Source organism: Streptomyces sp. NPDC056503, assembly GCF_042794995.1.
Lineage (GTDB): Bacteria > Actinomycetota > Actinomycetes > Streptomycetales > Streptomycetaceae > Streptomyces.
This window is the reverse complement of record NZ_JBHTST010000046.1, coordinates 1-20,872: the sequence shown is the minus strand read 5'-3', so window position 1 is coordinate 20,872 and position 20,872 is coordinate 1. Positions and strand designations below refer to the sequence as shown.

Below are 20,872 nucleotides of genomic sequence, written 5' to 3'. Positions count from 1 at the left end.
CCTACTCGCCGGTACGGCCGGGCGGGTCGTCATCGAGGAGACCGGCGTCGTGGACGAGGAGGGCGATCTGGACCCGGTTGTTGAGGCCGAGTCCGGCGAGCAGCCGGGAGACGTACGTCTTCACCGTGGGGACGCTCATGTACAGGCGCGCGGCGATCTCGGCGTTGGAGGCGCCCCGGCCGACGGCGACGGCCACCTCCCGCTCGCGGCCGGCGAGCCCGGCGAGCCGTTCGACGGCGGCGTCCCGCCGGGACCGGGCCTCCGGCCGTCCGGCGACGTGGCCCATGAGCTGGCGGGTGACGGCCGGGGAGAGCACGGGGTCGCCCCCGGCGACCCGCAGGACGGCGCCGGCGATCTCGGCGGGCGGGGTGTCCTTGAGGACGAAGCCGGCGGCCCCGGCGCGCAGGGCGCGCAGCACCTGCTCGTCGGCGTGGAAGGTGGTCAGCACGATCACCTCGGGGGCGCCGGGCCGGGAGCGCAGCCGCTCGGTGGCGGTGAGCCCGTCGACGTGCGGCATGCGGATGTCCATGAGGACGACGTCGGGGGCGAGCCGGGCGACGAGGTCGGGGACCTCGCTGCCGTCGGCGCCCTCGCCGACGATCTCGATGGACTCGGCTCCGCCGAGCATCAGGGTGAGGCCCGCGCGGACCAGGGGGTCGTCGTCGACGACGAGCAGCCGGATGGTCATGGGGGCCACGGTAGCCAGGCGGTGAGGGCGAAACCGCCGCCGGGGGTGGGACCGTGGTCGAAGCGGCCCCCCGCGAGGGCGGCCCGCTCGGAGAGCCCGATGAGCCCCTGTCCGGATCCGGGGACGTGCGGGACGGGGCCGGCGGGCGCGGGGTTGCGGACCTCGACGGTGAGCCCGTCGCCGGGCCGGCCGCTCAGGGTGACGGTGACCTCGGCGCCGGGGGCGTGCTTGCGGGCGTTGGTGAGGCCCTCCTGGGCGATGCGGTAGACGGTGCGGCCGGTGGCGGCGGGCACGGCGCCGGGGTCGTCGACGGTGGAGTCGAGGACCACCCGCATCCCGGCCTCGCGGGATTCGCCGACGAGCTCGCCGAGGGTGGCGAGGGTCGGCTGCGGCCGGTCGCCGCCGCCCTCCTCGCCGGGGGCGCGCAGCACGCCGATGATCTCGCGCAGGTCCTGGAGGGCGTCGTGCGCGCTGTCGCGGATGACGCCGGCGGCGCGGGCGACCTGCTCGGGCGGTGCGTCGGGGCGGAACTCCAGGGCGCCGGCGTGGACGCTGAGCAGAGTGAGCCGGTGGGCGAGGACGTCGTGCATCTCGCGGGCGATGGCCTCGCGGGCGAGCCGCTGGGCCTGGACGGCCCGCAGCTCGGCCTCCGACTCGGCGCGCTCGGCCCGCTCGCGCAGCGCCTCCACGAGCTGGCGGCGGGCCCGGACGAGCATGCCCCAGGCGGTGACGAGGAGGGTGAGGGCGACGCCGAGGACGATCCCGAGCGCCTTCCCGGTCTCGGGGTCGGGCCGGACGAAGACGGTGACGAGGGCTCCGGCGAGCGCGAGCGCGACGATCCAGGCGATGTCCCGGAAGGGGCGGCGGACGGCGACGCTGAAGAGGGCCGCGAGCATGGCCCCGGCGGCGGCCGGGACGAGCGCGCCGACGACGGCGAGCACGGCGGCGAGCCCCCTGGGCCGGCGGCGGCGCAGCCAGAGCGAGCAGCAGGCGAGGGCGCCGACGATCTGGTCCGTCAGGTTGACGGGGTCGCTGGTGTAGCGGGAGCTGGCGTCGATGGCGACGAGCCCGAAGAGCGCGGCGAGCAGGAAGACCAGGATGTCGACGACCCAGTCGCGCACGGTGCGGCGCGGCCGGGCGCTCCCGGCCCCGCCCGGTTCGACCAGGTGGGAGGGGAGCAGCCAGCGCTGCCGGTCCGTTCGCGTCATACCGGCAATGTACGCAGCCGGGGCCCGCCGCACCGGTCCGCGGCGCCCGGCCGCGACCGAAGTCGCGCGGATCGATACTTCGGTCGCGCGGTGGTGGACCGGAGGCCGACGCGGGGGTCCGGCCGCCGCGCCCATGATCGCCGTATGAGGAGATTTCTTGAGGTGGCCGGTTTCCTGCTCGCCGTGTTCGGGGTCTGCGGAGTGGTCCGCGAGCTGACGGACGGCTGGTTCTCGTTCATGGGCGCGACCCGCTTCCTGACCGAGAACGTCTGGTTCCTGGAGGGCCGGGAGGTCTTCACGAACATGGTGATCGCCGCCCTGGGCCTGGTCCTGATGATCGTCTCGGACCGGGTGGAGAAGAAGGGCTGACTCAGTCGCGGGCGGCCGCGTCGGCGCCGCGGCGTCCCCAGGCGGTACCGGTGAGGACCAGGACCGCGCCGGCCAGGCCGAGGACGCCGGGGCGGTCGCCGGCCAGGGCGATGCCGGCGAGGGCGGCCCACAGCGGCTCGGTGCCGAGCAGCAGGCTGACCCGGGACGCGGAGGTGCGGCGGACGGCCCACATCTGCACGAAGAAGGCGAAGAGCGTGCAGAAGACGGAGAGGAAGACCAGCCCGGCCCACTCGCGGGGCCCGAAGCCGAGGGCGGCCGTCCAGGGCGAGGCGCCGTCGCCCGCGGCGGCGAGCACGGCGAAGACGAGCACGGCGGTGCCGAGCTGCACGGTGGTCAGCGAGAGCGAGTCGGCCGACTGGACGGCCTTCACCCGGGCCATGGCGAGGACGTGCACGGTCCGGGCCACCGCGGCGAGGAGGATCAGCAGGTCGCCGAGGGAGGGCGCGGTGAACCCGGCGCCCTGGGTGAGCAGCACGACGCCGGCGACGGAGAGCCCAGCGGCGCCGAGGAAGCCGCGCGAGGGCCTGTTCCCGGTGACGGCGGCCTCGGCGAGCGGGGTGAAGATCATGGTGAGGCTGATGATCAGACCCGCGTTGGTGGCGGAGGTGTGGACGACGCCGTAGGTCTCCAGGAGGAAGATCCCGGCGAGGATCAGGCCCAGCAGCGCGGCCCCCCGCCACTGCGCGCCGGTCAGTGCCCGCAGCCCCTTCCACCCGGCGGCGACCAGGACGGGCACCACGAGCGCGAAGCGCAGCACGAGGACGGCGACGACGGTGTGGCTCGTGGTGATGCCCTTGGCGGCGAGGTAGCTGCCGCCCCAGAAGACGGCGACGAGCAGCAGCGGCAGGTCGGTGAGCCAGGCACGGCGCCGGGCGCCGAAGGGAAGGGAGGCGGCGGGCGCCGAAGCGGACGAAGCGGCCATGTCGGGACAGGTCTCCAGCTCTGCTGACGGGGTGGAGACGTCGGCGGCTCGCACACGGACGATCACCGTACCGACCGGTGCCGGTGGTGACTACACCCTTTTCTCAGGCGTAGCTGCCGTACGTGGGGCGCCCGGCGCGCTCGTACGTGTGCAGGGCGACGCCCGTGCCGGTGACGGTCGCGTCGGTGAGCCGGAAGGCGGTCGGCCGGCCGCCTTCGGCGAAGAGCCGGAAGCCGGTGCCGAGGACGACGGGGAAGACGTGCAGGTGGAGGGTGTCGATGAGGTCGTGGGCGAGGAGGGTGCGGGCGAGACCGCCGCTGCCGTGCATCTGGATCTCCCCGTCGAGGCGCTCCTTGAGCGCGGCCACCTCCTGGACGGCGTCCCCGCGCAGCAGGGTCGTGTGGGCCCAGTCGGCGGAGTCGAGGGTGGTGGTGGCGACGTACTTGGGCAGGGCGTTCAGCTTGCTCGCGACGGGGTCGGCGGGGTCGGTCTGCTTCGGCCAGTAGCCCGCGAAGATGTCGTAGGTGCGGCGGCCGAGGAGGAAGGCGGTGGGCCGGGCGAAGATCTCCTCGACGCGGCGGAGGAAGTCCTCGTCACCGAAGGGCACGGACCAGCCGCCGTGCTCGAAGCCGCCGCTGCGGTCCTCGTCGGGGCCGCCGGGGGCCTGGTAGACGCCGTCGAGCGTGAGGAACTGGGTCAGGCTGAGGGTGGCCATGGCGGTCGCCTTTCGATCGGTCGGGACGTCGTGTCCCATCCGTACCGACCGCCGTCGGCGCCGCAACTCGTCGGTCCGCGCCGAACGCGGTGTCCGATCGCCGCCAGCACCGGCTCCCCGCCCCGAGTTTCCTTGAACGCGCAACCAGTTGTGCGATCAGAGGAGGCAGGGAGCGATGTCCACGATGAACGGGACGGTGGCGCTGGTGACGGGCGGCAGCCGCGGCATCGGCGCGGCGACGGCGGTCCGGCTCGCGCGGGAGGGCGCGGACGTGGCCTTCACCTACGTACGGGACGAGGCCGCGGCCGAGGAGGTCGCGGCCCGCGTCGAGGCGACCGGCCGCCGGGCCCTGCCGCTGCGCGCCGACGCCGCCGACGCGGGCGACGCGGCGGGCGCGGTGCACCGGGCGGCGGACGGCCTGGGGCGGCTCGACGTCCTGGTCAACAACGTCGGCATCGGCGTCCTCGGCCCGCTGGCCAAACTGACCCTCGCGGACGTGGACCGGGTGCTCGCGGTGAACGTCCGCGCGGCCTTCCTCGCCTCCCAGGCGGCGGCCGGACGCCTGCCCGACGGCGGCCGCATCATCACGATCGGCACCTGCATGACCCAGCGGGTCCCGGGCCCCGGCGGCACGCTGTACGCCCTGAGCAAGTCCGCCCTGACCGGCCTCAACCGCGCGCTCGCCCGGGAGCTGGGCGGACGCGGCATCACCGCGAACCTCGTCCACCCGGGCCCGGTCGACACGGACCTCAACCCGGCGGACGGCCCGTACGCCGAGGGCCAGGCGGCCCTGACGGCCCTGGGCCGCTTCGGCACCCCGGACGAGGTGGCGGCGGCCGTCGCCTACCTGGCGGGCCCGGAGGGCCGGTACGTGACGGGCGCCGAACTGTCGGTGGACGGCGGGCACGCGGCGTGACGGCGGAGCCGTACCGTCCGCGGGGCCCGGGCGGGACGTGGGGCCCGATGAGCCGGACCCGAGCCTGACGGGCAGGGCCTGAGCCCGAGGAGTCAGGCCCGAGCCGTGTGGGCCGAGCCGCGCCTGACGGGACCGGACCACGCGTGACGGGCCGCGCGTCGCCGGGCTTCACGTGACAGGCCGGGCCTCGCGTCACCGGGCTTCGCGGGACGGGTCCGGGCCTCGCATGACGGGCCGGGCCTCGCCTGATGGGACCGGGCCTCGCATGACGGGCCGGCGAGTGAGCCGAAGGGGCGCGCCGGGGGAACAGGGGCGAGCGCGCGCAGGCCCGTGAGGAACGAGCGGGCCGAGCACGGTCGCCCCTGTGAGCCCGGCTCGAAGCGCCCCGGAGGCGAACCGAGCCCCAAAAAAAGGGGGGGAACGCGAGGGCGCGCCGGTGCTGTCGGGTCGGTGCGCCCTCGCGGGCCGGGCGGGGTGTCGTACCCGCCCAGTCGTTGCCGGGGGCCGGCCGGTGTCGGCCGGCGCGGCCCCCGGAGTCGTACGGGCCGGGTCAGCCGCCGAGCTCCTGGTGGCGGGCGGTCAGCCGGGCCGCGCCCGCCTCGGTGAGGGAGCCGTGAAGACGGAGGCGGGAGATGCCGCCGTCCGGGTAGATGTCGATCCGGACGCGGGAGCCGACCGCCGGCGCGTCGAGGACGAAGCGGTGGTTGGTGTCGGGCTGGAGGCGGGTCCTGGGCAGGATCTCGGTCCAGTCGTCGGAGCCCTCGGCGGCGACGGAGAGCGCGGCCCAGCCGGCGCTGTTGCCCTTGAGGTAGGCGGTGTCGATCTCGACGGCGCGGATCGCGGACTCGGCGACGAGGGAGTAGCGGATCCAGTCGTTGCCCTTGTCGCGGCGGCGGCGGGTCTCCCAGCCGTCGTCCATCTTGCGGGAGCGGCCGGGCTGGATGGTGTTGGTGGCCGGCGAGTAGAAGCGGTCGGAGGCGTCCTCGACCTGGCCGCCGTTCTCCAGGGCGGCGAGGTCGAAGGTGCCGAGGACGCCCAGCCACGCCGGGTCGGGGGCGACTTCGCCGTACACGCGGAGGCGGGCGATGCCGCCGTCGGGGTGCTGGTTGACGCGGAGGTGGGTGAAGCGCTGTTCGACGTCGACGGCGAAGCCGTTGGCGGCGTGGCCGCCGATGGCGGTGCGCGGGACGAGGGTCGTCCACTTCACGTCGTCGGCGAGGAGGTCCTCGGGCGACGGCGAGCCGGGTACGGAGGCGGCCTCGACGGAGACGGCCTGCGGGTAGTTGCCGCGGAAGTGGGCGGTGTCGACGACGATGCCGCGGATGACGCCGGGGGCGCCGAGCCGGACGAGGGCCCAGTCGTGGTCCTCGGCGGTGGGGTGCGGTTCGGCGGCGGAGACGCCGCGGCGGCGGCGGGTCTCCCAGCCGTCCATGATCTTGCCCTTGTGGCCGAAGTGCTCGGGGTCGAACTCGGCGGCCTCCGGCTTGAGCATGTTCTCGCGCTCGGCGAAGAACTCGTCGTTGGCGGCGATGACGCCGGCGCCGAGGCGGCGGTCGGCGAGGTCCGCGTACTGGGTGAAGGGGAACTCGGCCGTGCGGTAGTCGGCGTACGGGTCACCGCCGCCGTAGGGGCTGGCGTCGCCGGTGAAGGAGGGTATGCCGGTCACGGGTCAGTTGTTCCTTTCGAGGAGGCGGCCGGAGGGCTCGGCCAGGGTGCCGCCGTCGTTGATCTTGCGGCCGTGGAGCCAGGTGGACTTGACGACGCCGTGGAGGGTCTTGCCGGCGTAGGCGGTGATGCGGTTGCGGTGCTGGAGTTCGGCCGGGTCGACGGTGAAGGTCGCGTCGGGGTCGATGACGGCGAAGTCGGCGTCACGGCCGGTCTCGATGGCGCCCTTGCGGTCGAGACCGGCGAGGCGGGCGGGGCCCTCGGACATCCAGCGCACCACGTCGGTGAGGTCGAAGCCGCGGCGGCGGGCCTCGGTCCAGATGGCGGGCAGGCCGAGCTGGAGGGAGGAGATGCCGCCCCAGGCGGAGGAGAAGTCCGGCGTCTTGAGGTCCGTGGTGGACGGGGAGTGGTCGGAGACGATGCAGTCGATGACGCCGTCGGCGAGCCCCTGCCACAGCGCGTCCTGGTTGACGGCCTCGCGGATGGGCGGGCAGCACTTGAACTCGGTGGCCCCGTCCGGGATCTCCTCGGCGGTGAGGGTGAGGAAGTGCGGACAGGACTCGACGCTCACCTTGACGCCCTCGGCCTTGGCGGCGGCGATGAGCGGCAGCGCGTCGGAGGAGGAGAGGTGGAGCACGTGGACGCGGGCGCCGAGGCGGCGGGCCTGGTCGACCAGGTTGGCGATGGCGGTGTTCTCGGCGTCGCGGGGCCGGGATGCGAGGAAGTCGGCGTACTGGGACGAGGACTTCTGCGGGGCGGCGGCGAGGTGGTGGGGGTCCTCGGCGTGGACGATCATCAGTCCGTCGAAGCCGGCGATCTCGGCGAGGGAGCGGGCCAGCTGCTCCTGGTCGAGCTCGGGGAACTCCTCGACGCCGGAGGGCGACAGGAAGCACTTGAAGCCGTAGACGCCGGCGTCGTGCAGGGGGCGGAGGTCCTTGACGTTGTCCGGCAGGGCGCCGCCCCAGAAGCCGACGTCGACGTGCGCCTTGGTGCGGGCGACCTCCTGCTTGACGCGCAGGTTCTCCACGGTGGTGGTCGGCGGGAGCGAGTTGAGCGGCATGTCGACGATGGTGGTGATGCCGCCGGCGGCGGCCGCGCGGGTGGCGGTCCAGAAGCCCTCCCACTCGGTGCGGCCGGGGTCGTTCACGTGGACGTGCGAGTCGACGAGGCCGGGGAGGACGACGTCGTCGCCCACGTCCTCCAGGACTGCTCCGGCGGGCACCTCGGCGTCGTACGGCAGTACGGCCGCGATCGTCCCGTCCGAGACGGCGATGGCCGCCGGCCGCGTGCCCTCCGGGGTGATGACCCGAGTCGAGCGCAGTACCAGGTTGACGTCCACCATGCCCCTTTCCGTTCCGCTTCCACGAAGCAGAAATTCAACGAACTGTTGAAGGAGTCTGCGGCCGGGACGACATGTCGTCAAGGGCGAGCCCCTCGGGGTGGCGCCCGCCCGGACCTGCTTGGACGTTTCCACAAAGTGGAATCCATATTTCGTACAGTAGAAGGTAGCTCCGCACAGGCGGGGCGGTCCAGACCCGCATCGAGCAGCCCCCGACACCGGACAAACACCCCGCTGACCGGCGTGGACGCCGAGCCCCGCACACTGTGCCCGGCCCGGCGGCCCGGTAGGCTGCTGCCTTGCCCGCCTGCCCCGAAAGGACCGTTGACGTGCCGACGTCCAGCGCCAGCACCACCGACGCCGCCAAGCCCGCCGCGAGCGGTGGCGTCCAGTCCCTCGAGCGCGCCTTCGATCTCCTGGAACGGATGGCCGACGCGGGGGGCGAGGTCGGGCTCAGCGAGCTCTCCGCCAGCAGCGGACTGCCGCTGCCCACCATCCACCGCCTGATGCGCACCCTGGTCGCCTGCGGCTACGTCCGCCAGCAGCCGAACCGGCGGTACGCGCTCGGCCCCCGCCTCATCCGCCTCGGCGAGTCCGCCTCCCGCCTCCTCGGCACCTGGGCCCGGCCCTACCTCGCACGCCTCGTCGAGGAGACCGGCGAGACGGCGAACATGGCGCTCCTCGACGGCGACGAGATCGTGTACGTCGCGCAGGTGCCGTCCAAGCACTCCATGCGGATGTTCACCGAGGTCGGGCGACGGGTGCTGCCGCACTCCACGGGCGTCGGCAAGGCGCTGCTCGCGCACACGCCGGACGACGAGGTGCGCGCGCTGCTCGGCCGTACGGGGATGCCGGCGGCGACGGAGAAGACGATCACGACGGCGGACGGGTTCCTCGCGGCGCTCGCGGCGGTCCGCGAGACGGGGTACGCCGTCGACGACAACGAGCAGGAGATAGGGGTGCGGTGCCTCGCGGTGTCGGTGCCCGACTCGCCCACCGCGGCGGCCATCTCCATCTCCGGACCGGCGGGCCGGGTCACCGAGGCGGCCACGGAGAAGATCGTCCCGATCCTCCAGCAGGTCGCCCGGGAACTCTCCACGGCCCTCGCCAACACCACCGGCAACGGCCAGCAGTAACCCCGCCGCCGCGGGCCCGCGGTCCGCGGGGGCACCACGGAACGGCACCCTTCGCGGGTGCCTCCGCACCTGTGCCTGAACCCGCACCACCTGTGCCTGAACCCGCACCCGTACGACGTCGTACACGGGGTGCGGGTTCAGGCGCGTGAGCCTCGGCCCGGCACAGGGCGCCGTTCCTGGTGGCGCGCGCGGGGCCGGGTCAGGCGGGGATCGCGGGGGTCAGGTGGCCGTCCTGGACCGTGGTCACCTCGTCGGCGGCCGAGAGGTGGGCCCGGTCGTGGGTCACCAGGATCGTCGCCGTCCCGCGGGAGCGGGTGAGGTCCGACAGGAGCGTGACGATCGCCGCGCCCCGTTCGTGGTCCAGGGCGCTCGTGGGCTCGTCGACCAGCAGCACGGACGGCTCGTTCATCAGGGCCCGCGCGATGTTGACGCGCTGGCGCTGGCCGCCGGAGAGCTGGTGGGGGCGGCGCCCGGCCCGGTCCGCCAGGCCGACCGCGTCGAGGAGGTCCATGGCCCGGTCGCGTACCGACTGCGGCGGACGGCCGGACAGGTGGGCCATGACCTGGAGCTGTTCGACCGCCGTCAGCGAGGGCAGCAGGTTCGGCTGCTGGAAGACGATGCCGATCGAGGTGCGCCGCAGCTCCGCCCGGCCCGCCGCGTCGAGCCCCGCGGTGTCGGTCCCGGCGACGACGACCCGCCCCCGGTCGGGGGTGACGAGGGTCGCGGCGACGGCGAGCAGGCTGGACTTGCCGGAGCCGGAGGGGCCGACGACGGCCGTGAGGCGGCCGGGCGGGACGGTGAGGGAGACCTCGTCGAGGGCGGTGAGCCGCCCGTCGCCGTCCGGGTAGGTCAGGGTCACGGCATCGAGTTCGAGGCTCATCGGACGCTCCCGAGCGCGGTGAGGGGGTCGACGGCGGTGATCCGCCGGATGGACAGGGCGGAGCCGACCGCGCCGAGCACGACGATGACGCCGGCGGGGCCGAGCACGGTCAGCGGCGAGAGCACGAAGGGCACGTCGCCGCCGGAGACGAGCGCGCCGATGCCGACGGCGAGGCCGGTGCCCAGCAGGGTGCCGCCCACGAGCATGAGCACGGCCTGCCCGAGGGCGTCGCGCAGCAGGTACGGGGTGGACGCGCCCAGTGCCTTGAGGACGGCGACGTCGCCGCTGCGCTGGATGGTCCAGACGGTGAAGAAGGCTCCTATGACCAGGGCGGAGATGGCGAAGAGGAAGCCGCGCATGAGCTGGAGGGAGCCGTTCTCGGCCTGGTAGGACCCTATGGCCGTGAGCGCGCCGTCCACGGTCCGCGCCTCCGTGCCGGCCGCCGCGTCGCCGGCCGCCCAGTCGGCGCCGTCGCCGCGCAGCGCGATCACCGTCGCCTGCTCCTCCGTCGTGGTGCCGCTGTGCCCGAGCCGCTGCCAGTCGTCGAGGGAGGTCCACACGACGGGCGTGTGGCTGTACGAGGCGTCCCCGGCGACCGCCGAGACCCGTACCTCCAGTGGGCCGAGCCGGACCGTGTCCCCGGCGCGGGCGTCCAGTTCCCCGGCGGCCGACTCGGAGAGGACGGCCTCGCCGGCGGCCACGGCGCCGGGCGCGAGCCCGTCGCCCGGCTGCGTGCCGAAGGCGGAGACGGCGGCGGTCCGCTCGCCCGCGACCGCGTTGAGGGTGCGGATGCCGAGCGGCGCCGCTTCGGTGACTCCGGGTCGCTCCGCCCACGCGGTCCACTGCTTCTCGGTCACCGTCGAGTTGGTGAAGGAGACCGACTGGCCGGCGGGCGGTGCGGCGAAGGCGACGCGGTCGGCGGGCAGGCCGGTGATCGCGGAGACGTTCTCCCGCGCGAGTCCGGCCGTCAGCCCGGATAGGAGCCCCACGAGCAGGGTGATCAGCACGATCACCGTGCCCATGAGGGCGAACCGCCCCTTGGCGAATCTCAGGTCTCTCCATGCCACGAACATGGGACCAAGCCTGCTGGCCGCACCCGTCCCCGGGCATCGCGCCACGGATGGCTCCGGATTCAAACTTTCGGTTGAGTCCGGATGGTCGGCTCGTGTCTACGCTGGTGGGGTCATGGATCCACGCAGCCTCACCCCCGTCCTCCGCGCCCTCCGTCTCTGTCTGCACCTGCTGATGGCGGGGCTGCTCGTCCTGGCGGCGGTGCGCGCCCGTTCCACGGCGGGCACGGTCCTCGCGGCCGTCATGGGCGCCGTGTACGCGGCCGGGGCCTGGCTCCCCTCGGTGGGCCGCTCGCAGCGTGCGGCGGCCGGCTGGCTGGCGGTGCTCGCGCTGTCCTGGCTGGCCCTGCTGTGGGCGACGCCGGAGGCCCTGTGGCTGGCCTTCCCGCTGTACTTCCTCCAGCTGCACCTGCTGCCGGCCCGCTGGTCGCTGCCGGCGGTCGCGCTGACGGCGGGCGCGGCGATCCTCTCGTACGTGGGCCACGGCGCCGCCCTGAACCCGGGGGTCTTCATCGGGCCGCTGCTCGGCGGCGCGGTGGCCGTGGCGACCGTCCTCGGCTACCAGGCGCTGTACCGGGAGAGCGAGCGGCGGCAGCGGCTGATCGAGGAGCTGATCACGACCAGGGCGGAGCTGGCGGCGGCGGAGCGGCACGCGGGGACCCTGGCCGAGCGGGAGCGGCTGGCGCGGGAGATCCACGACACGCTGGCGCAGGGGCTCTCGTCGATCCAGCTGCTGCTGCGGGCGGCCGAGCGGGCGCTGCCGGAGGGTTCGCCCGCGGCGGGGCACATCGACCGGGCGCGCCGGGCGGCGCAGGACAATCTGGCGGAGGCGCGCCGTTTCGTGCGGGCGCTGACGCCGCCGGATCTGGAGCGGGGTTCGCTGGCGGCGGCGCTGGAGCGGCTGTGCGAGCCGGGCGCGGGGCCGCGGGTGCGCTTCTCGGTGAGCGGGACGCCGGTGGAGCTGCCGACGCCGTACGAGGTGGCGCTGTTGCGGATCGCGCAGTCGGCGCTGGGGAACACGGTGCGGCACGCGGGGGCGGCGCGGGCGGAGATCACGCTGTCGTTCATGGCGGACGCGGTGGCGCTCGACGTGGTGGACGACGGGAAGGGGTTCGATCCCGAGCGGGTGCGCCCGACGGGGGACGGCGGCGGTTTCGGGCTGCCGGCGATGCGCTCGCGGGCCCGGTCGCTGGGCGGCACGTTCACGGTGGAGTCGGCGCCCGGGCAGGGCACGGCGGTCGCGGTCACCCTTCCCCTGCCCTCCGGAGGTGCCCTGTGACGGTTTCCACGACGATCCGGCTGCTGCTCGCCGACGACCATCCGGTGGTGCGGGCGGGGCTGCGGGCGGTGCTCGACACCGAGCCCGGTTTCACGGTGGTCGGCGAGGCGGCGACGGCGGAGCGGGCGGTGGAGCTGGCGGCGGCCGGGGGTGTCGACGTGGTCCTGATGGACCTCCAGTTCGGCGCGGGGATGCACGGTTCGGAGGCGACGGCGGCGATCACGGCCGTAGCGGGCGGGCCGAGGGTGCTGGTGCTGACGACGTACGACACGGACGCGGACATCCTGGCGGCGGTGGAGGCCGGCGCCTCGGGCTATCTGCTGAAGGACGCGCCGCCGGAGGAGCTGGCGGCGGCGGTGCGGACGGCGGCGGCCGGCCAGTCGGCGCTGGCGCCGGCGGTGGCGTACCGGCTGATGGACCGGATGCGGACGCCGGCGGAGGCGCTGACCAAGCGGGAGCTGGAGGTGCTCCAGCTGGTCGGCGAGGGGCTGTCGAACCAGCAGATCAGCAAGGTGCTCTTCCTCAGCCAGGCGACGGTGAAGTCCCATCTGGTGCACGTCTTCGCCAAGCTGGGCGTGGACTCGCGGACGGCGGCGGTGGCGGCGGCCCGTGAGCGGCGGCTGATCCGGCGGTAGCCCGGGCTCCGGCCCCGTTCAGCGCTGGGCGGGCGGGCCGGGCGGGCCGAAGAGCTCGACCGCGTTGCGGACGCCGGCCAGTGCCTCGGAGAGGGCGCTGACGGAGCCGAGCGAGCCGGCGACGAGGAGGAGGCTGCGGCGCAGCCGCCACACCTCGGGTGCGCCGCTGACGGCCATGGCGTCGAGCGCGGCGAGTTCGTCCTCGGCGATCTCCCGGTCGGCGAACTCCGCCCGGTGTCCGGCCAGTTCCCGCCGGAGCCGGGACACGGCGGACCGCAGTCCGGCCACCCTCGGGTCCACTGCCTCGCCGGTCACTCGCCTCTGCCCCACGCTCCGCAACACGGTCCCCCACTCCGAGACGTCCGTTCTGGTACCCCCGGGCGGTGGTCGGGCGCCCGGAGTCGCGGGTCAGTTAACTCCCCGGCCGCCCGGCGGGGAAGAGGCCGTGCCGCGCATTCATGCGACCGTGTCATTCCGTGTCATGCGGTATGCAGTCCTCCATGACTCCTGTGACCCCGATGACCCCGCCGACCCCGCCGACCCCGACGGCTCCGACGGCTCCGACGACGGACGACGCCCCTTCCTCCCCCGCCTCCCCGCCGCTCGTCGCGGGGCTGCTGCTCGCCGCGGGCGGCGGGCGGCGGCTCGGGGGGCGTCCGAAGGCGCTGCTGCCGTACCGGGGCCGGCCGCTGGTCGAGCACGCGGTGCGGGTACTGCGCGAGGGCGGCTGCGGGGTGGTGCACGTGGTGCTCGGCGCCTCGGCGGAGCTCGTACGGGAGCGGGCGGAGCTGCCGGGCTGCGTGCTGGTGGAGAACCCGGGGTGGGCCGACGGGATGGGCTCCTCGCTGCGGGTGGGGCTCGCCTCGCTGGCGGCGGATCCGCGCGGGGTGGACGGGGCGCTGGTGTCGCTGGTGGACCAGCCGGGGATCGGGGCGGCGGCGGTGGCCCGGGTGCGGGAGGCGTACGGGGCGCGGGACGCGCTGGCGGCGGCCTCGTACGGCGGGGAGCGGGGGCATCCGGTGCTGTTCGGGGCGGACCGGTGGGCCGGGATCGCGGCGGGCGCGGCGGGCGACCGGGGCGCGCGGGACTACCTGGCGGCGCACCGGGAGGCGATCGCGCTGGTGGACTGTTCGGACGTGGCCGAGCCCTTCGACATCGACACGGAGGCTGATCTGTACCGCCTCGACGGGTGAGGGGGGCCGTGAGCGGGCACCTGGAGTGAGGGGGCTGGCACCCGGAGCCATGTTCTGTCGACCCGAAGAATCTCGACATCAACAAACGATTGAACTTCCACCATGAGGAAACTAATATCCACTGCATAGAAGCGCCTGATCCCCCGTGATGGCGCTCGCGGCCGTATCTCGGCACCGCGGCACTCCGTGCCGTCCGTGACGCCCGGCGGCCGCCAGGTACCGCACGCGTAGTCCGCTGAAGGAAGTGACAGTCCATGTCCGCACCAGCGCCGTCCCCCCTGGCCGTCGTCGACGCCGAGCCCCTGCCGCGCCAGGAGGAGGTGCTGACGGAGGCGGCCCTCGCCTTCGTCGCCGAGCTCCACCGGCGGTTCACCCCGCGCCGGGACGAGCTGCTCGCCCGCCGCGCCGAGCGCCGCGCCGAGATCGCCCGCACCTCCACCCTGGACTTCCTGCCGGAGACCGCGGCGATCCGGGCCGACGACTCCTGGAAGGTCGCGCCGGCCCCGGCGGCCCTGAACGACCGCCGTGTCGAGATCACCGGTCCGACCGACCGCAAGATGACGATCAACGCGCTCAACTCCGGCGCGAAGGTGTGGCTCGCGGACTTCGAGGACGCCTCGGCCCCCACCTGGGAGAACGTGGTCCTCGGCCAGGTCAACCTGATCGACGCCTACACCCGGAACATCGACTTCACCGACGCCCGCACCGGCAAGTCGTACGCCCTCAAGCCGGCCGAGGAGCTCGCCACGGTCGTCATGCGGCCGCGCGGCTGGCACCTGGAGGAGCGCCACCTCGTCTTCGAGGGACGCCCGGTGCCCGGCGCGCTCGTCGACTTCGGCCTGTACTTCTTCCACAACGCGCAGCGCCTGATCGACCTCGGCAAGGGCCCGTACTTCTACCTGCCGAAGACCGAGTCGCACCTGGAGGCCCGCCTCTGGAACGACGTCTTCGTCTTCGCCCAGGACTACGTCGGCATCCCGCAGGGCACCGTCCGCGCGACCGTCCTGATCGAGACGATCACGGCCGCGTACGAGATGGAGGAGATCCTCTACGAGCTCCGCGACCACGCCGCCGGCCTCAACGCGGGCCGCTGGGACTACCTCTTCTCCATCGTGAAGAACTTCCGTGACGGCGGCCGGAAGTTCGTCCTCCCGGACCGCAACGCGGTCACGATGACGGCCCCGTTCATGCGCGCCTACACCGAACTCCTCGTCCGCACCTGCCACAAGCGCGGCGCGCACGCGATCGGCGGCATGGCGGCCTTCATCCCGTCCCGCAAGGACGCCGAGGTCAACAAGGTCGCCTTCGAGAAGGTCAAGGCCGACAAGGACCGCGAGGCCGGCGACGGCTTCGACGGCTCCTGGGTCGCCCACCCCGACCTGGTCCCGATCGCCATGGCCTCCTTCGACGCCGTCCTCGGCGACAGGCCCCACCAGAAGGACCGCCTGCGCGAGGACGTCCAGGTGGCGGCCGGCGACCTGATCGCCATCGACTCGCTCGACGCCGAGCCCACCTACGCGGGCCTGGTCGGCGCCGTGCAGGTCGGCACCCGCTACATCGAGGCGTGGCTGCGCGGCCTCGGCGCCGTCGCCATCTTCAACCTGATGGAGGACGCGGCCACCGCCGAGATCTCGCGCTCGCAGATCTGGCAGTGGATCAACGCGGGCGTGGTCTTCGAGAACGGCGAGAAGGCGACCCCGGAGCTGGCCCGCAAGGTCGCCGCCGAGGAGCTCGCCGCCATCCGCGCCGAGATCGGCGAGGAGGCCTTCGCGGCCGGCAAGTGGCAGCAGGCGCACGACCTCCTCCTCCACGTCTCCCTCGACGCGGACTACGCGGACTTCCTCACCCTCCCGGCGTACGAGCAGCTCGTCGGCTGATCCCCTCCGCACCTCCGTACAGGGCCCGGCCCCCGGCGAACGCACAGCTCCGGGGCCCGGGCCCTGGCGTGTCACAGGGGACGTGACGCAACCGAGATATGCAGCTACCTAGCGGTAATAAGTCAGCGCGTGCGAGATTCCGCCATGCCACCGGCCGGCGGTTGTCCCCCACACCACTGCGTACCGCAGGAGCACAGCCATGCCCTCGACCCCCCACCGCGCGCTCCGCGCACTCCTGGCACTGTGTACCGCCGCCGGACTCGCCACCGCCGCCGCCCCGGCCGCCCAGGCCTCCCCCGGCACCGGCCCCACCGCCGTCGTCGCCATGGGCGACAGCTACATCTCCGGCGAGGCCGGCCGCTGGCTCGGCAACTCCCTCACGAACTCCGGCGGCCGCGACGGCACCGACCGCGCCTGGACGGGCAGCGGCTACGACCCCTCCCGGGTGTACGGCCCCACCGCCGGCGGCTGCCACCGCTCCGACACCTCCGAGGTGCGCAGCGCCGGGCCCCTCGCGAGCTCCCTGATCAACCTGGCCTGCTCCGGGGCGACCACGGCGAACGTCTTCCGCGCCTCGCGGGGCGGCCTGGCGTACAAGGGCGAGGCCCCGCAGGCCGACCGGCTGGCCGCCGTCGCCGCCTCCCACGACGTGGAGCTGATCGCCCTGTCGATCGGCGGCAACGACCTCGGCTTCGCGGACATCATCACCACCTGCGCCACCGACTACATCGTCTGGTACTCCTACTGCCACGACGACCAGCAGGCCGAGGTCGACGCCCGGATCGACGCCGTGACGGCCTCCGTCGGCAAGGCCGTCGACGAGATCCGGGCGGTGATGAGCGGCGCGGGCTACACGGCCTCCGACTACCGGATCGTGCTCCAGTCCTACCCGTCGCCGATCCCCCGCGCCGCCGAGAACCGCTACTCCGAGAGCGGCTGGTCGCGGACGAACACCGGCGGCTGCCCGTTCTGGAACAAGGACTCCGACTGGGCGCGGGACTCCCTGGTGCCGCAGCTCGCGGGCCGGCTGCGGGAGGTCGCGGTGGCGAAGGGCGCGCAGTTCCTGGACCTGCGGGACGCGCTCCAGGGCCGTGAGGTGTGCGCGAAGGCGAGCCGCCAGGTGACGGCCGCGCAGCCGCCGGCGGGGGCGTCCAGCGAGTGGGCGCGGTGGATCGACAGCCAGAGCACCCAGGGGCTGGTCCAGGAGTCCATGCACCCCAACGCCTACGGTCAGCAGGCGCTCGGGCGGTGTCTGGCGCTGATCCACGCCGTCCCGTCGGGCCACCGCGCCTGCCGGAACACGGCCGGGTCGGGCCCGTCGGGGATGTACCTCACGGCGGGCTGACGCACCTCACGGCGGGCCGGGGCGGCTCACGGCAGGCCGACGCCCAGCGGGCCGAGGACCCGCTCGGCGCCGTGCCGGTCGGCCTCGGCCATCGCCCGGACCAGGGCGGCCGAGCCGCCCGGCCAGTCGGCGGCGGCCGCGTCGAAGGCGGCGCGCCGGGACTCCAGCGGGCCCTTCTTGCCCGGCAGCCGGTCCAGGACGTACAGGGCGCGGGCGGAGACCGGCACCTGGACCGCGTCGGCCTCCTCGCCGCGCGCCTGGAGCGCGTGCAGCGCGTAGGCGCCGATCACCGGGTCCCGGAGCGCTCCGCGCAGGGCTCCGGGCGGTGCGGCGGCGGTGTCGAGGAGCCCGAACAGGGCGCGTACGTCGGCGCCTTCGGCGGCATGGGAGTGGGCCGCGGCGAACGCCGCGAGCAGCTCCGCCCAGGCGTCGGAGGTGTCCCCGCGCGCGTGCAGCCAGTCGGCGAGCACGCCCGCGGCGGGCGCGTGCGGCCACTGCGCGGCGGCGGCCACCAGCTCCGGGGCCGGCCAGGCGGCGGCCTCGGCGGCGGTGGGCGCGGCGACCCGGCGCACCCGGAGGAGGTAGCGGACGGTGGCGGCGCCGCGCGGGGTCAGTCCGAAGGCGTCCCCGGCGCGCAGGACGAGTCCGGTGGCGGCGAGCCGGTCGGCGACGGCGGCGAGTTCGCGGGCGGGGCGCTCCAGGCGGGCCCGGTCGTCCTCGCCGAGGCCGGCGGAGCCGAGCAGCCGGACGAGCTCGGGCACGGGCGGGGTGACGTACCCGCCGGTGACGCCCTCGGGTACGGCGACCGGCACGTCCTCCAGCGCCGGGTCGACGGTCCAGTCCTCGTATTCGGCGGCGCGCCGGGCGATCGAGTCGGCGGCGCAGCCGCGCTGGTAGAGCGCGTACAGGAGGTGCGGGGCCTCGCCGCCGTACGGCTCGTGCTCCTCCTCGGCCAGTTCCTCGACGGCGGCGAGCAGGGCGTCGGCGTCCCGTTCGACGTCGCCGGCGGCGCCGGTCCCGGCGGCGGGGGGCGGGACGGCGATCGAGGGGTCGCCGTAGTAGTCCATGTGCTCGTCGAGGAGGGCGTCGGCGAGGACGAGGTGGGGGAAGTCGTCGGGGCCGGGGGCGAAGTGGGCGTGGGCGCCGGTGAGCTCGTCGGCGAGGCCCGCGGCGGTCCAGCGGTCGAGGAGCCGGGCGGCGACCCGGCCGACGCCGGCGGCGACGGCGTGGTCGGTGAGGAGCGGCCCGGCGGCGGGCGGCTGCTCGGCGTCCCGTACGTAGGCGCGGGCGACGGCCTCGGCGAGCACGGTGTCGGCGAGCGCGGTCCGGCCCATGAGGTCGGCGCGGAGGACTCCGTCGGGCAGCGGCGCGCCGTCGAGGGCGCCGATCCGGCGGCGCACGTCGGCGGCGTCGCCGAGGTCGGTGCCGACGGTCCGCAGCAGCGAGGCGTACCACCGGTACCAGGTGAGGTTCCCGGGGTCGGCCATGGCGCGCTCGAAGTCCCCGGCGCTCTCGTCGACGACGGCGGCGATCCGCTCGCGCAGCCCGCCGTCGAAGCGTCCGGCGAGCTCGCCGACGACCGCCCGGTAGCCGGGCAGCTCGCCGGGGGCGACGTAGACGAAGGCCGGCAGGTCCTCGACGAGCAGCCGCCGGACCAGCTCCGGCGTGGGCTCGGGCACTCCGCTGGCCCGGTCGGCGCCGCGCAGCGCGAGGAGGTCGAGGACCACCTCGGCGGCCCGGCGGAACGCCGGGTCCCGGTGCTCCGGCCTGCCGTCGAGCAGCTCCAGGAACCTGTCCAGCCCTGTATTGGTGAGAACGGTCTCGGCCACGGTTCCAGGGTAGTTCGGGGGTGCCGGGATCGGCCTGAGGGACACCCCGGGCGCCGCTCAGCGCACGACGACCGCGCGGGGTGCGGAGAAGTCTCCCCAGGTGCCGTCGGGGAGGCGGGCACGGAGGGTGAGGGTGTAGGTGGTGCCGGGTTCCGCCTGGGCCGGGAAGGTGTAGGTGGCGCGGCCGGTGGGCGGCGCGGCGCCCCAGACGATGGTGGTGGCGAAGCGGCCGTCGATGTGGAGCTCGTGGTGGGTGACGGGGGCCCCGGTCTCCGGCGGGGTCCAGGTGAGGGTGATCTCGCCGTGGGCGGAGGTGGCGGAGAGGGCGAGCGGGGAGGTGTTGGGGGGTGCGCCGGGGGCGGGGGCGGTGGTGAGTTCGGCCGGGGGGCTGTCCGGGGAGGAGTTCTCGGCGGCGTCGCGGGCGCGCAGGGTGAGGGAGTAGGCGGTGCCGGGTCGCAGGCCGGTGAGGCGGGCGGAGGTGGCGGTGCCGGGGGCGCTGTGGACGCGGACGCCGGCCTGGTAGACGTCGTAGGCGGTGACGCGGGTGTCGTCGCGGGCCGGGGTCCAGGTGAGGGTGGCGGCGGTGGTGCCGTCCGGGGCGGCGCGCAGGGCGCGGGGGGTGGTGGGGGGTTCGCGGTCCTCGGCGGTGGCGCGGAGCGTGGTGGCGGGGACGGCGGGGGTGGCGGGCGAGGTGTTGCCGGCGGCGTCGCGGGCGCGGACGGCGAAGGTGTGGCGGGTGCCGGGGGCGAGGCCGGTGACGTCGGTCATGACGGTGGTGGCGGGGACCTCCTTGACCTGGCGGCCGTCCTGGAGGACCTGGTAGCCGGTGACGGCCCGGTCGTCGGTGGCGGCCTCCCACATGACGTGGACGGTGGTGGCGCTGCCGGAGGCGGCGGTGAGCCCGGTGGGGGTGCCGGGCGGGGTGGTGTCCTCGGCCTCCGCGGGCCCGGCGCCGGAGCAGGCGGTGAGGGCGACGAGGGCGAGCGTGGTCAACAGGCTTGCGGCGAGCGGGCGTTGCACGGGCCGGCCTCCGTCCGTCGGAAAGGTCCAGACCTATATCGCACGAGGGTCGGGCGGTTGGCAAGGGGACGTTGTCAGTGGGGTGCGCTTCACTGGGATCATTACTCTCCGTAGTCGATTCTTGGGGGGATCATGACGGACCGTTGGCTTTACGTGTCGCCCGTCGGGGTACGGCGGCGCGGCTGGACCGACGCGATGATCCGGGAGCTGCTGGGACTCCCGGACGTGCAGGGCCGCGATCCGCGGCGGTACGCGCTCACGCCGGTGCGGCTGTACCTGCTGGCACGGGTGGAGGCGGTGGAGCGGACACCGGAGTTCGCGGCCGCCTCCTCGGCCCTCGGGGAGAGGGGGCGGAGCGCCGCCGCCGGGCTGCTCGCCGAGGGGCGGCGGGCCGCCGTGCTGGCCGCGATCCGGGCCGAGCCCCTCCTGGTGCCGCGGCTGCCGGCGGCCGAACTGGAGCGGCGGGCCGCCCGCCACCGGCGGCTGTTGACGGCGCGGGGCGCGGACGGGCGGGGGGCCGAGGCGGCCGCCGGATCGCTCGTCCGGTGGCAGGTGGGCTACCTGCGGCAGACGCTGGCCCGGTACGAGACGCTGCTCGACGGGCTGTACGGCGACACGGGCCGCCGCGAGGCCGAGCGGCTGCTGCGGCGCAGGCAGTACGAGGCGATCGCCGCCGCCTATCCGGTGCTGGCCCGCGAGTGCGCCCGGCGGATCGCCCTGGAGTGGCGGTGAGGGTGCCGGACACCGCGGCGCCCCGGGCCCCCC

At 74.8% G+C, this 20,872-nt stretch carries 20 protein-coding genes; 9 read left to right on the top strand and 11 right to left on the bottom strand.

The annotated features are described in order from the left end of the window. Position 1 precedes the first annotated feature (1 nt). Positions 2-688, bottom strand: coding sequence for a response regulator (locus ACFQ8C_RS16435; protein ID WP_383457403.1), 687 nt, complete (start codon positions 686-688; stop codon positions 2-4). Beyond that, positions 685-1,896, bottom strand: coding sequence for a sensor histidine kinase (locus tag ACFQ8C_RS16430; RefSeq protein WP_383457400.1), 1,212 nt, complete (start codon positions 1,894-1,896; stop codon positions 685-687). Before ACFQ8C_RS16430 ends, ACFQ8C_RS16435 begins: the two co-directional genes overlap by 4 nt. 144 nt (positions 1,897-2,040) lie before the next feature. On the opposite strand from ACFQ8C_RS16430, the gene ACFQ8C_RS16425 reads away from it, so the two are divergent. Beyond that, positions 2,041-2,265 carry a hypothetical protein gene (locus tag ACFQ8C_RS16425; RefSeq protein ID WP_383457397.1) on the top strand — a complete coding sequence of 75 codons (225 nt, stop codon included), beginning with the start codon at positions 2,041-2,043 and terminating at the stop codon, positions 2,263-2,265. Between the two features lies 1 nt (position 2,266). Here the strand turns inward: ACFQ8C_RS16425 and ACFQ8C_RS16420 are convergent, their stop codons facing one another. Continuing rightward, a complete protein-coding gene (locus ACFQ8C_RS16420) occupies positions 2,267-3,208 on the bottom strand; it encodes a DMT family transporter (protein ID WP_383457488.1) in 942 nt (313 codons plus the stop codon). A 103-nt stretch (positions 3,209-3,311) separates the two neighbouring features. After that, positions 3,312-3,923 (bottom strand): dihydrofolate reductase family protein, encoded by a 612-nt coding sequence (locus ACFQ8C_RS16415; RefSeq protein WP_383457395.1) that lies wholly within the window; start codon positions 3,921-3,923, stop codon positions 3,312-3,314. 175 nt (positions 3,924-4,098) lie between these two features. On the opposite strand from ACFQ8C_RS16415, the gene ACFQ8C_RS16410 reads away from it, so the two are divergent. Continuing rightward, entirely contained in the window at positions 4,099-4,839 is a 741-nt protein-coding gene (locus tag ACFQ8C_RS16410; protein ID WP_383457393.1) for an SDR family NAD(P)-dependent oxidoreductase, read from the top strand. 550 nt (positions 4,840-5,389) lie between these two features. Here ACFQ8C_RS16410 and alc read toward each other — a convergent pair. Both alc and allB read right to left on the bottom strand, forming a co-directional pair. Next, on the bottom strand, positions 5,390-6,505 hold the full coding sequence (gene alc, locus ACFQ8C_RS16405; RefSeq protein ID WP_383457390.1) for an allantoicase: 1,116 nt from the start codon (positions 6,503-6,505) through the stop codon (positions 5,390-5,392). 3 nt (positions 6,506-6,508) lie between these two features. Further along, positions 6,509-7,846 (bottom strand): allantoinase AllB, encoded by a 1,338-nt coding sequence (gene allB, locus ACFQ8C_RS16400; RefSeq protein ID WP_383457387.1) that lies wholly within the window; start codon positions 7,844-7,846, stop codon positions 6,509-6,511. Positions 7,847-8,172: 326 nt separating this feature from the next. On the opposite strand from allB, the gene ACFQ8C_RS16395 reads away from it, so the two are divergent. Beyond that, on the top strand, positions 8,173-8,979 hold the full coding sequence (locus tag ACFQ8C_RS16395) for an IclR family transcriptional regulator (protein ID WP_383457385.1): 807 nt from the start codon (positions 8,173-8,175) through the stop codon (positions 8,977-8,979). A 199-nt stretch (positions 8,980-9,178) separates the two neighbouring features. Here the strand turns inward: ACFQ8C_RS16395 and ACFQ8C_RS16390 are convergent, their stop codons facing one another. Together ACFQ8C_RS16390 and ACFQ8C_RS16385 are read right to left on the bottom strand one after the other, a co-directional pair. Next, positions 9,179-9,859, bottom strand: coding sequence for an ABC transporter ATP-binding protein (locus tag ACFQ8C_RS16390; RefSeq protein WP_383457382.1), 681 nt, complete (start codon positions 9,857-9,859; stop codon positions 9,179-9,181). Beyond that, positions 9,856-10,932 (bottom strand): FtsX-like permease family protein, encoded by a 1,077-nt coding sequence (locus ACFQ8C_RS16385; protein WP_383457380.1) that lies wholly within the window; start codon positions 10,930-10,932, stop codon positions 9,856-9,858. The genes ACFQ8C_RS16390 and ACFQ8C_RS16385 overlap by 4 nt, the downstream gene beginning before the upstream one ends. Positions 10,933-11,044: 112 nt before the next feature. Here ACFQ8C_RS16385 and ACFQ8C_RS16380 point away from each other — a divergent pair, with 112 nt between their 5' ends. Then, entirely contained in the window at positions 11,045-12,208 is a 1,164-nt protein-coding gene (locus tag ACFQ8C_RS16380; RefSeq protein ID WP_383457378.1) for a sensor histidine kinase, read from the top strand. Beyond that, entirely contained in the window at positions 12,205-12,843 is a 639-nt protein-coding gene (locus ACFQ8C_RS16375; protein WP_383457376.1) for a response regulator, read from the top strand. The genes ACFQ8C_RS16380 and ACFQ8C_RS16375 overlap by 4 nt, the downstream gene beginning before the upstream one ends. A gap of 18 nt (positions 12,844-12,861) precedes the next feature. Here the strand turns inward: ACFQ8C_RS16375 and ACFQ8C_RS16370 are convergent, their stop codons facing one another. Next, on the bottom strand, positions 12,862-13,185 hold the full coding sequence (locus ACFQ8C_RS16370) for a DUF5955 family protein (protein ID WP_383457374.1): 324 nt from the start codon (positions 13,183-13,185) through the stop codon (positions 12,862-12,864). A 158-nt stretch (positions 13,186-13,343) separates the two neighbouring features. On the opposite strand from ACFQ8C_RS16370, the gene ACFQ8C_RS16365 reads away from it, so the two are divergent. The 3 genes from ACFQ8C_RS16365 to ACFQ8C_RS16355 all read left to right on the top strand — a co-directional run bounded on the left by ACFQ8C_RS16365 (position 13,344) and on the right by ACFQ8C_RS16355 (position 17,258). After that, a complete protein-coding gene (locus tag ACFQ8C_RS16365) occupies positions 13,344-14,036 on the top strand; it encodes an NTP transferase domain-containing protein (protein ID WP_383457371.1) in 693 nt (230 codons plus the stop codon). A gap of 254 nt (positions 14,037-14,290) precedes the next feature. Next, positions 14,291-15,913, top strand: a complete 1,623-nt coding sequence (aceB, locus tag ACFQ8C_RS16360; RefSeq protein WP_383457368.1) for a malate synthase A — start codon at positions 14,291-14,293, stop codon at positions 15,911-15,913. A 199-nt stretch (positions 15,914-16,112) separates the two neighbouring features. Then, positions 16,113-17,258, top strand: coding sequence for a GDSL-type esterase/lipase family protein (locus ACFQ8C_RS16355; RefSeq protein WP_383457365.1), 1,146 nt, complete (start codon positions 16,113-16,115; stop codon positions 17,256-17,258). A 26-nt stretch (positions 17,259-17,284) separates the two neighbouring features. Here the strand turns inward: ACFQ8C_RS16355 and ACFQ8C_RS16350 are convergent, their stop codons facing one another. Together ACFQ8C_RS16350 and ACFQ8C_RS16345 are read right to left on the bottom strand one after the other, a co-directional pair. Beyond that, complete coding sequence (locus ACFQ8C_RS16350; RefSeq protein WP_383457362.1) at positions 17,285-19,087, bottom strand: hypothetical protein; 1,803 nt, start codon at positions 19,085-19,087, stop codon at positions 17,285-17,287. A gap of 57 nt (positions 19,088-19,144) precedes the next feature. Then, positions 19,145-20,107, bottom strand: coding sequence for a fibronectin type III domain-containing protein (locus tag ACFQ8C_RS16345; RefSeq protein ID WP_383457359.1), 963 nt, complete (start codon positions 20,105-20,107; stop codon positions 19,145-19,147). A gap of 132 nt (positions 20,108-20,239) precedes the next feature. Between ACFQ8C_RS16345 and ACFQ8C_RS16340 the strand changes: the two genes are divergently transcribed. Further along, positions 20,240-20,839, top strand: coding sequence for a hypothetical protein (locus ACFQ8C_RS16340; RefSeq protein WP_383457356.1), 600 nt, complete (start codon positions 20,240-20,242; stop codon positions 20,837-20,839). Positions 20,840-20,872 lie beyond the last annotated feature (33 nt).

What these genes read in the sequence shown, in the direction of transcription:
- ACFQ8C_RS16425 (WP_383457397.1), top strand. Translation starts at nt 2,041, where the DNA reads ATGAGGAGATTTCTTGAGGTGGCCGGTTTCCTGCTCGCCGTGTTCGGG.
- ACFQ8C_RS16410 (WP_383457393.1), top strand. Translation starts at nt 4,099, where the DNA reads ATGTCCACGATGAACGGGACGGTGGCGCTGGTGACGGGCGGCAGCCGC.
- ACFQ8C_RS16390 (WP_383457382.1), bottom strand. Translation starts at nt 9,859, where the DNA reads ATGAGCCTCGAACTCGATGCCGTGACCCTGACCTACCCGGACGGCGAC.
- allB (WP_383457387.1), bottom strand. Translation starts at nt 7,846, where the DNA reads ATGGTGGACGTCAACCTGGTACTGCGCTCGACTCGGGTCATCACCCCG.
- ACFQ8C_RS16355 (WP_383457365.1), top strand. Translation starts at nt 16,113, where the DNA reads ATGCCCTCGACCCCCCACCGCGCGCTCCGCGCACTCCTGGCACTGTGT.
- ACFQ8C_RS16420 (WP_383457488.1), bottom strand. Translation starts at nt 3,208, where the DNA reads ATGGCCGCTTCGTCCGCTTCGGCGCCCGCCGCCTCCCTTCCCTTCGGC.
- ACFQ8C_RS16415 (WP_383457395.1), bottom strand. Translation starts at nt 3,923, where the DNA reads ATGGCCACCCTCAGCCTGACCCAGTTCCTCACGCTCGACGGCGTCTAC.
- ACFQ8C_RS16365 (WP_383457371.1), top strand. Translation starts at nt 13,344, where the DNA reads ATGACTCCTGTGACCCCGATGACCCCGCCGACCCCGCCGACCCCGACG.
- aceB (WP_383457368.1), top strand. Translation starts at nt 14,291, where the DNA reads ATGTCCGCACCAGCGCCGTCCCCCCTGGCCGTCGTCGACGCCGAGCCC.
- ACFQ8C_RS16380 (WP_383457378.1), top strand. Translation starts at nt 11,045, where the DNA reads ATGGATCCACGCAGCCTCACCCCCGTCCTCCGCGCCCTCCGTCTCTGT.
- ACFQ8C_RS16340 (WP_383457356.1), top strand. Translation starts at nt 20,240, where the DNA reads ATGACGGACCGTTGGCTTTACGTGTCGCCCGTCGGGGTACGGCGGCGC.
- ACFQ8C_RS16430 (WP_383457400.1), bottom strand. Translation starts at nt 1,896, where the DNA reads ATGACGCGAACGGACCGGCAGCGCTGGCTGCTCCCCTCCCACCTGGTC.
- ACFQ8C_RS16435 (WP_383457403.1), bottom strand. Translation starts at nt 688, where the DNA reads ATGACCATCCGGCTGCTCGTCGTCGACGACGACCCCCTGGTCCGCGCG.
- ACFQ8C_RS16385 (WP_383457380.1), bottom strand. Translation starts at nt 10,932, where the DNA reads ATGTTCGTGGCATGGAGAGACCTGAGATTCGCCAAGGGGCGGTTCGCC.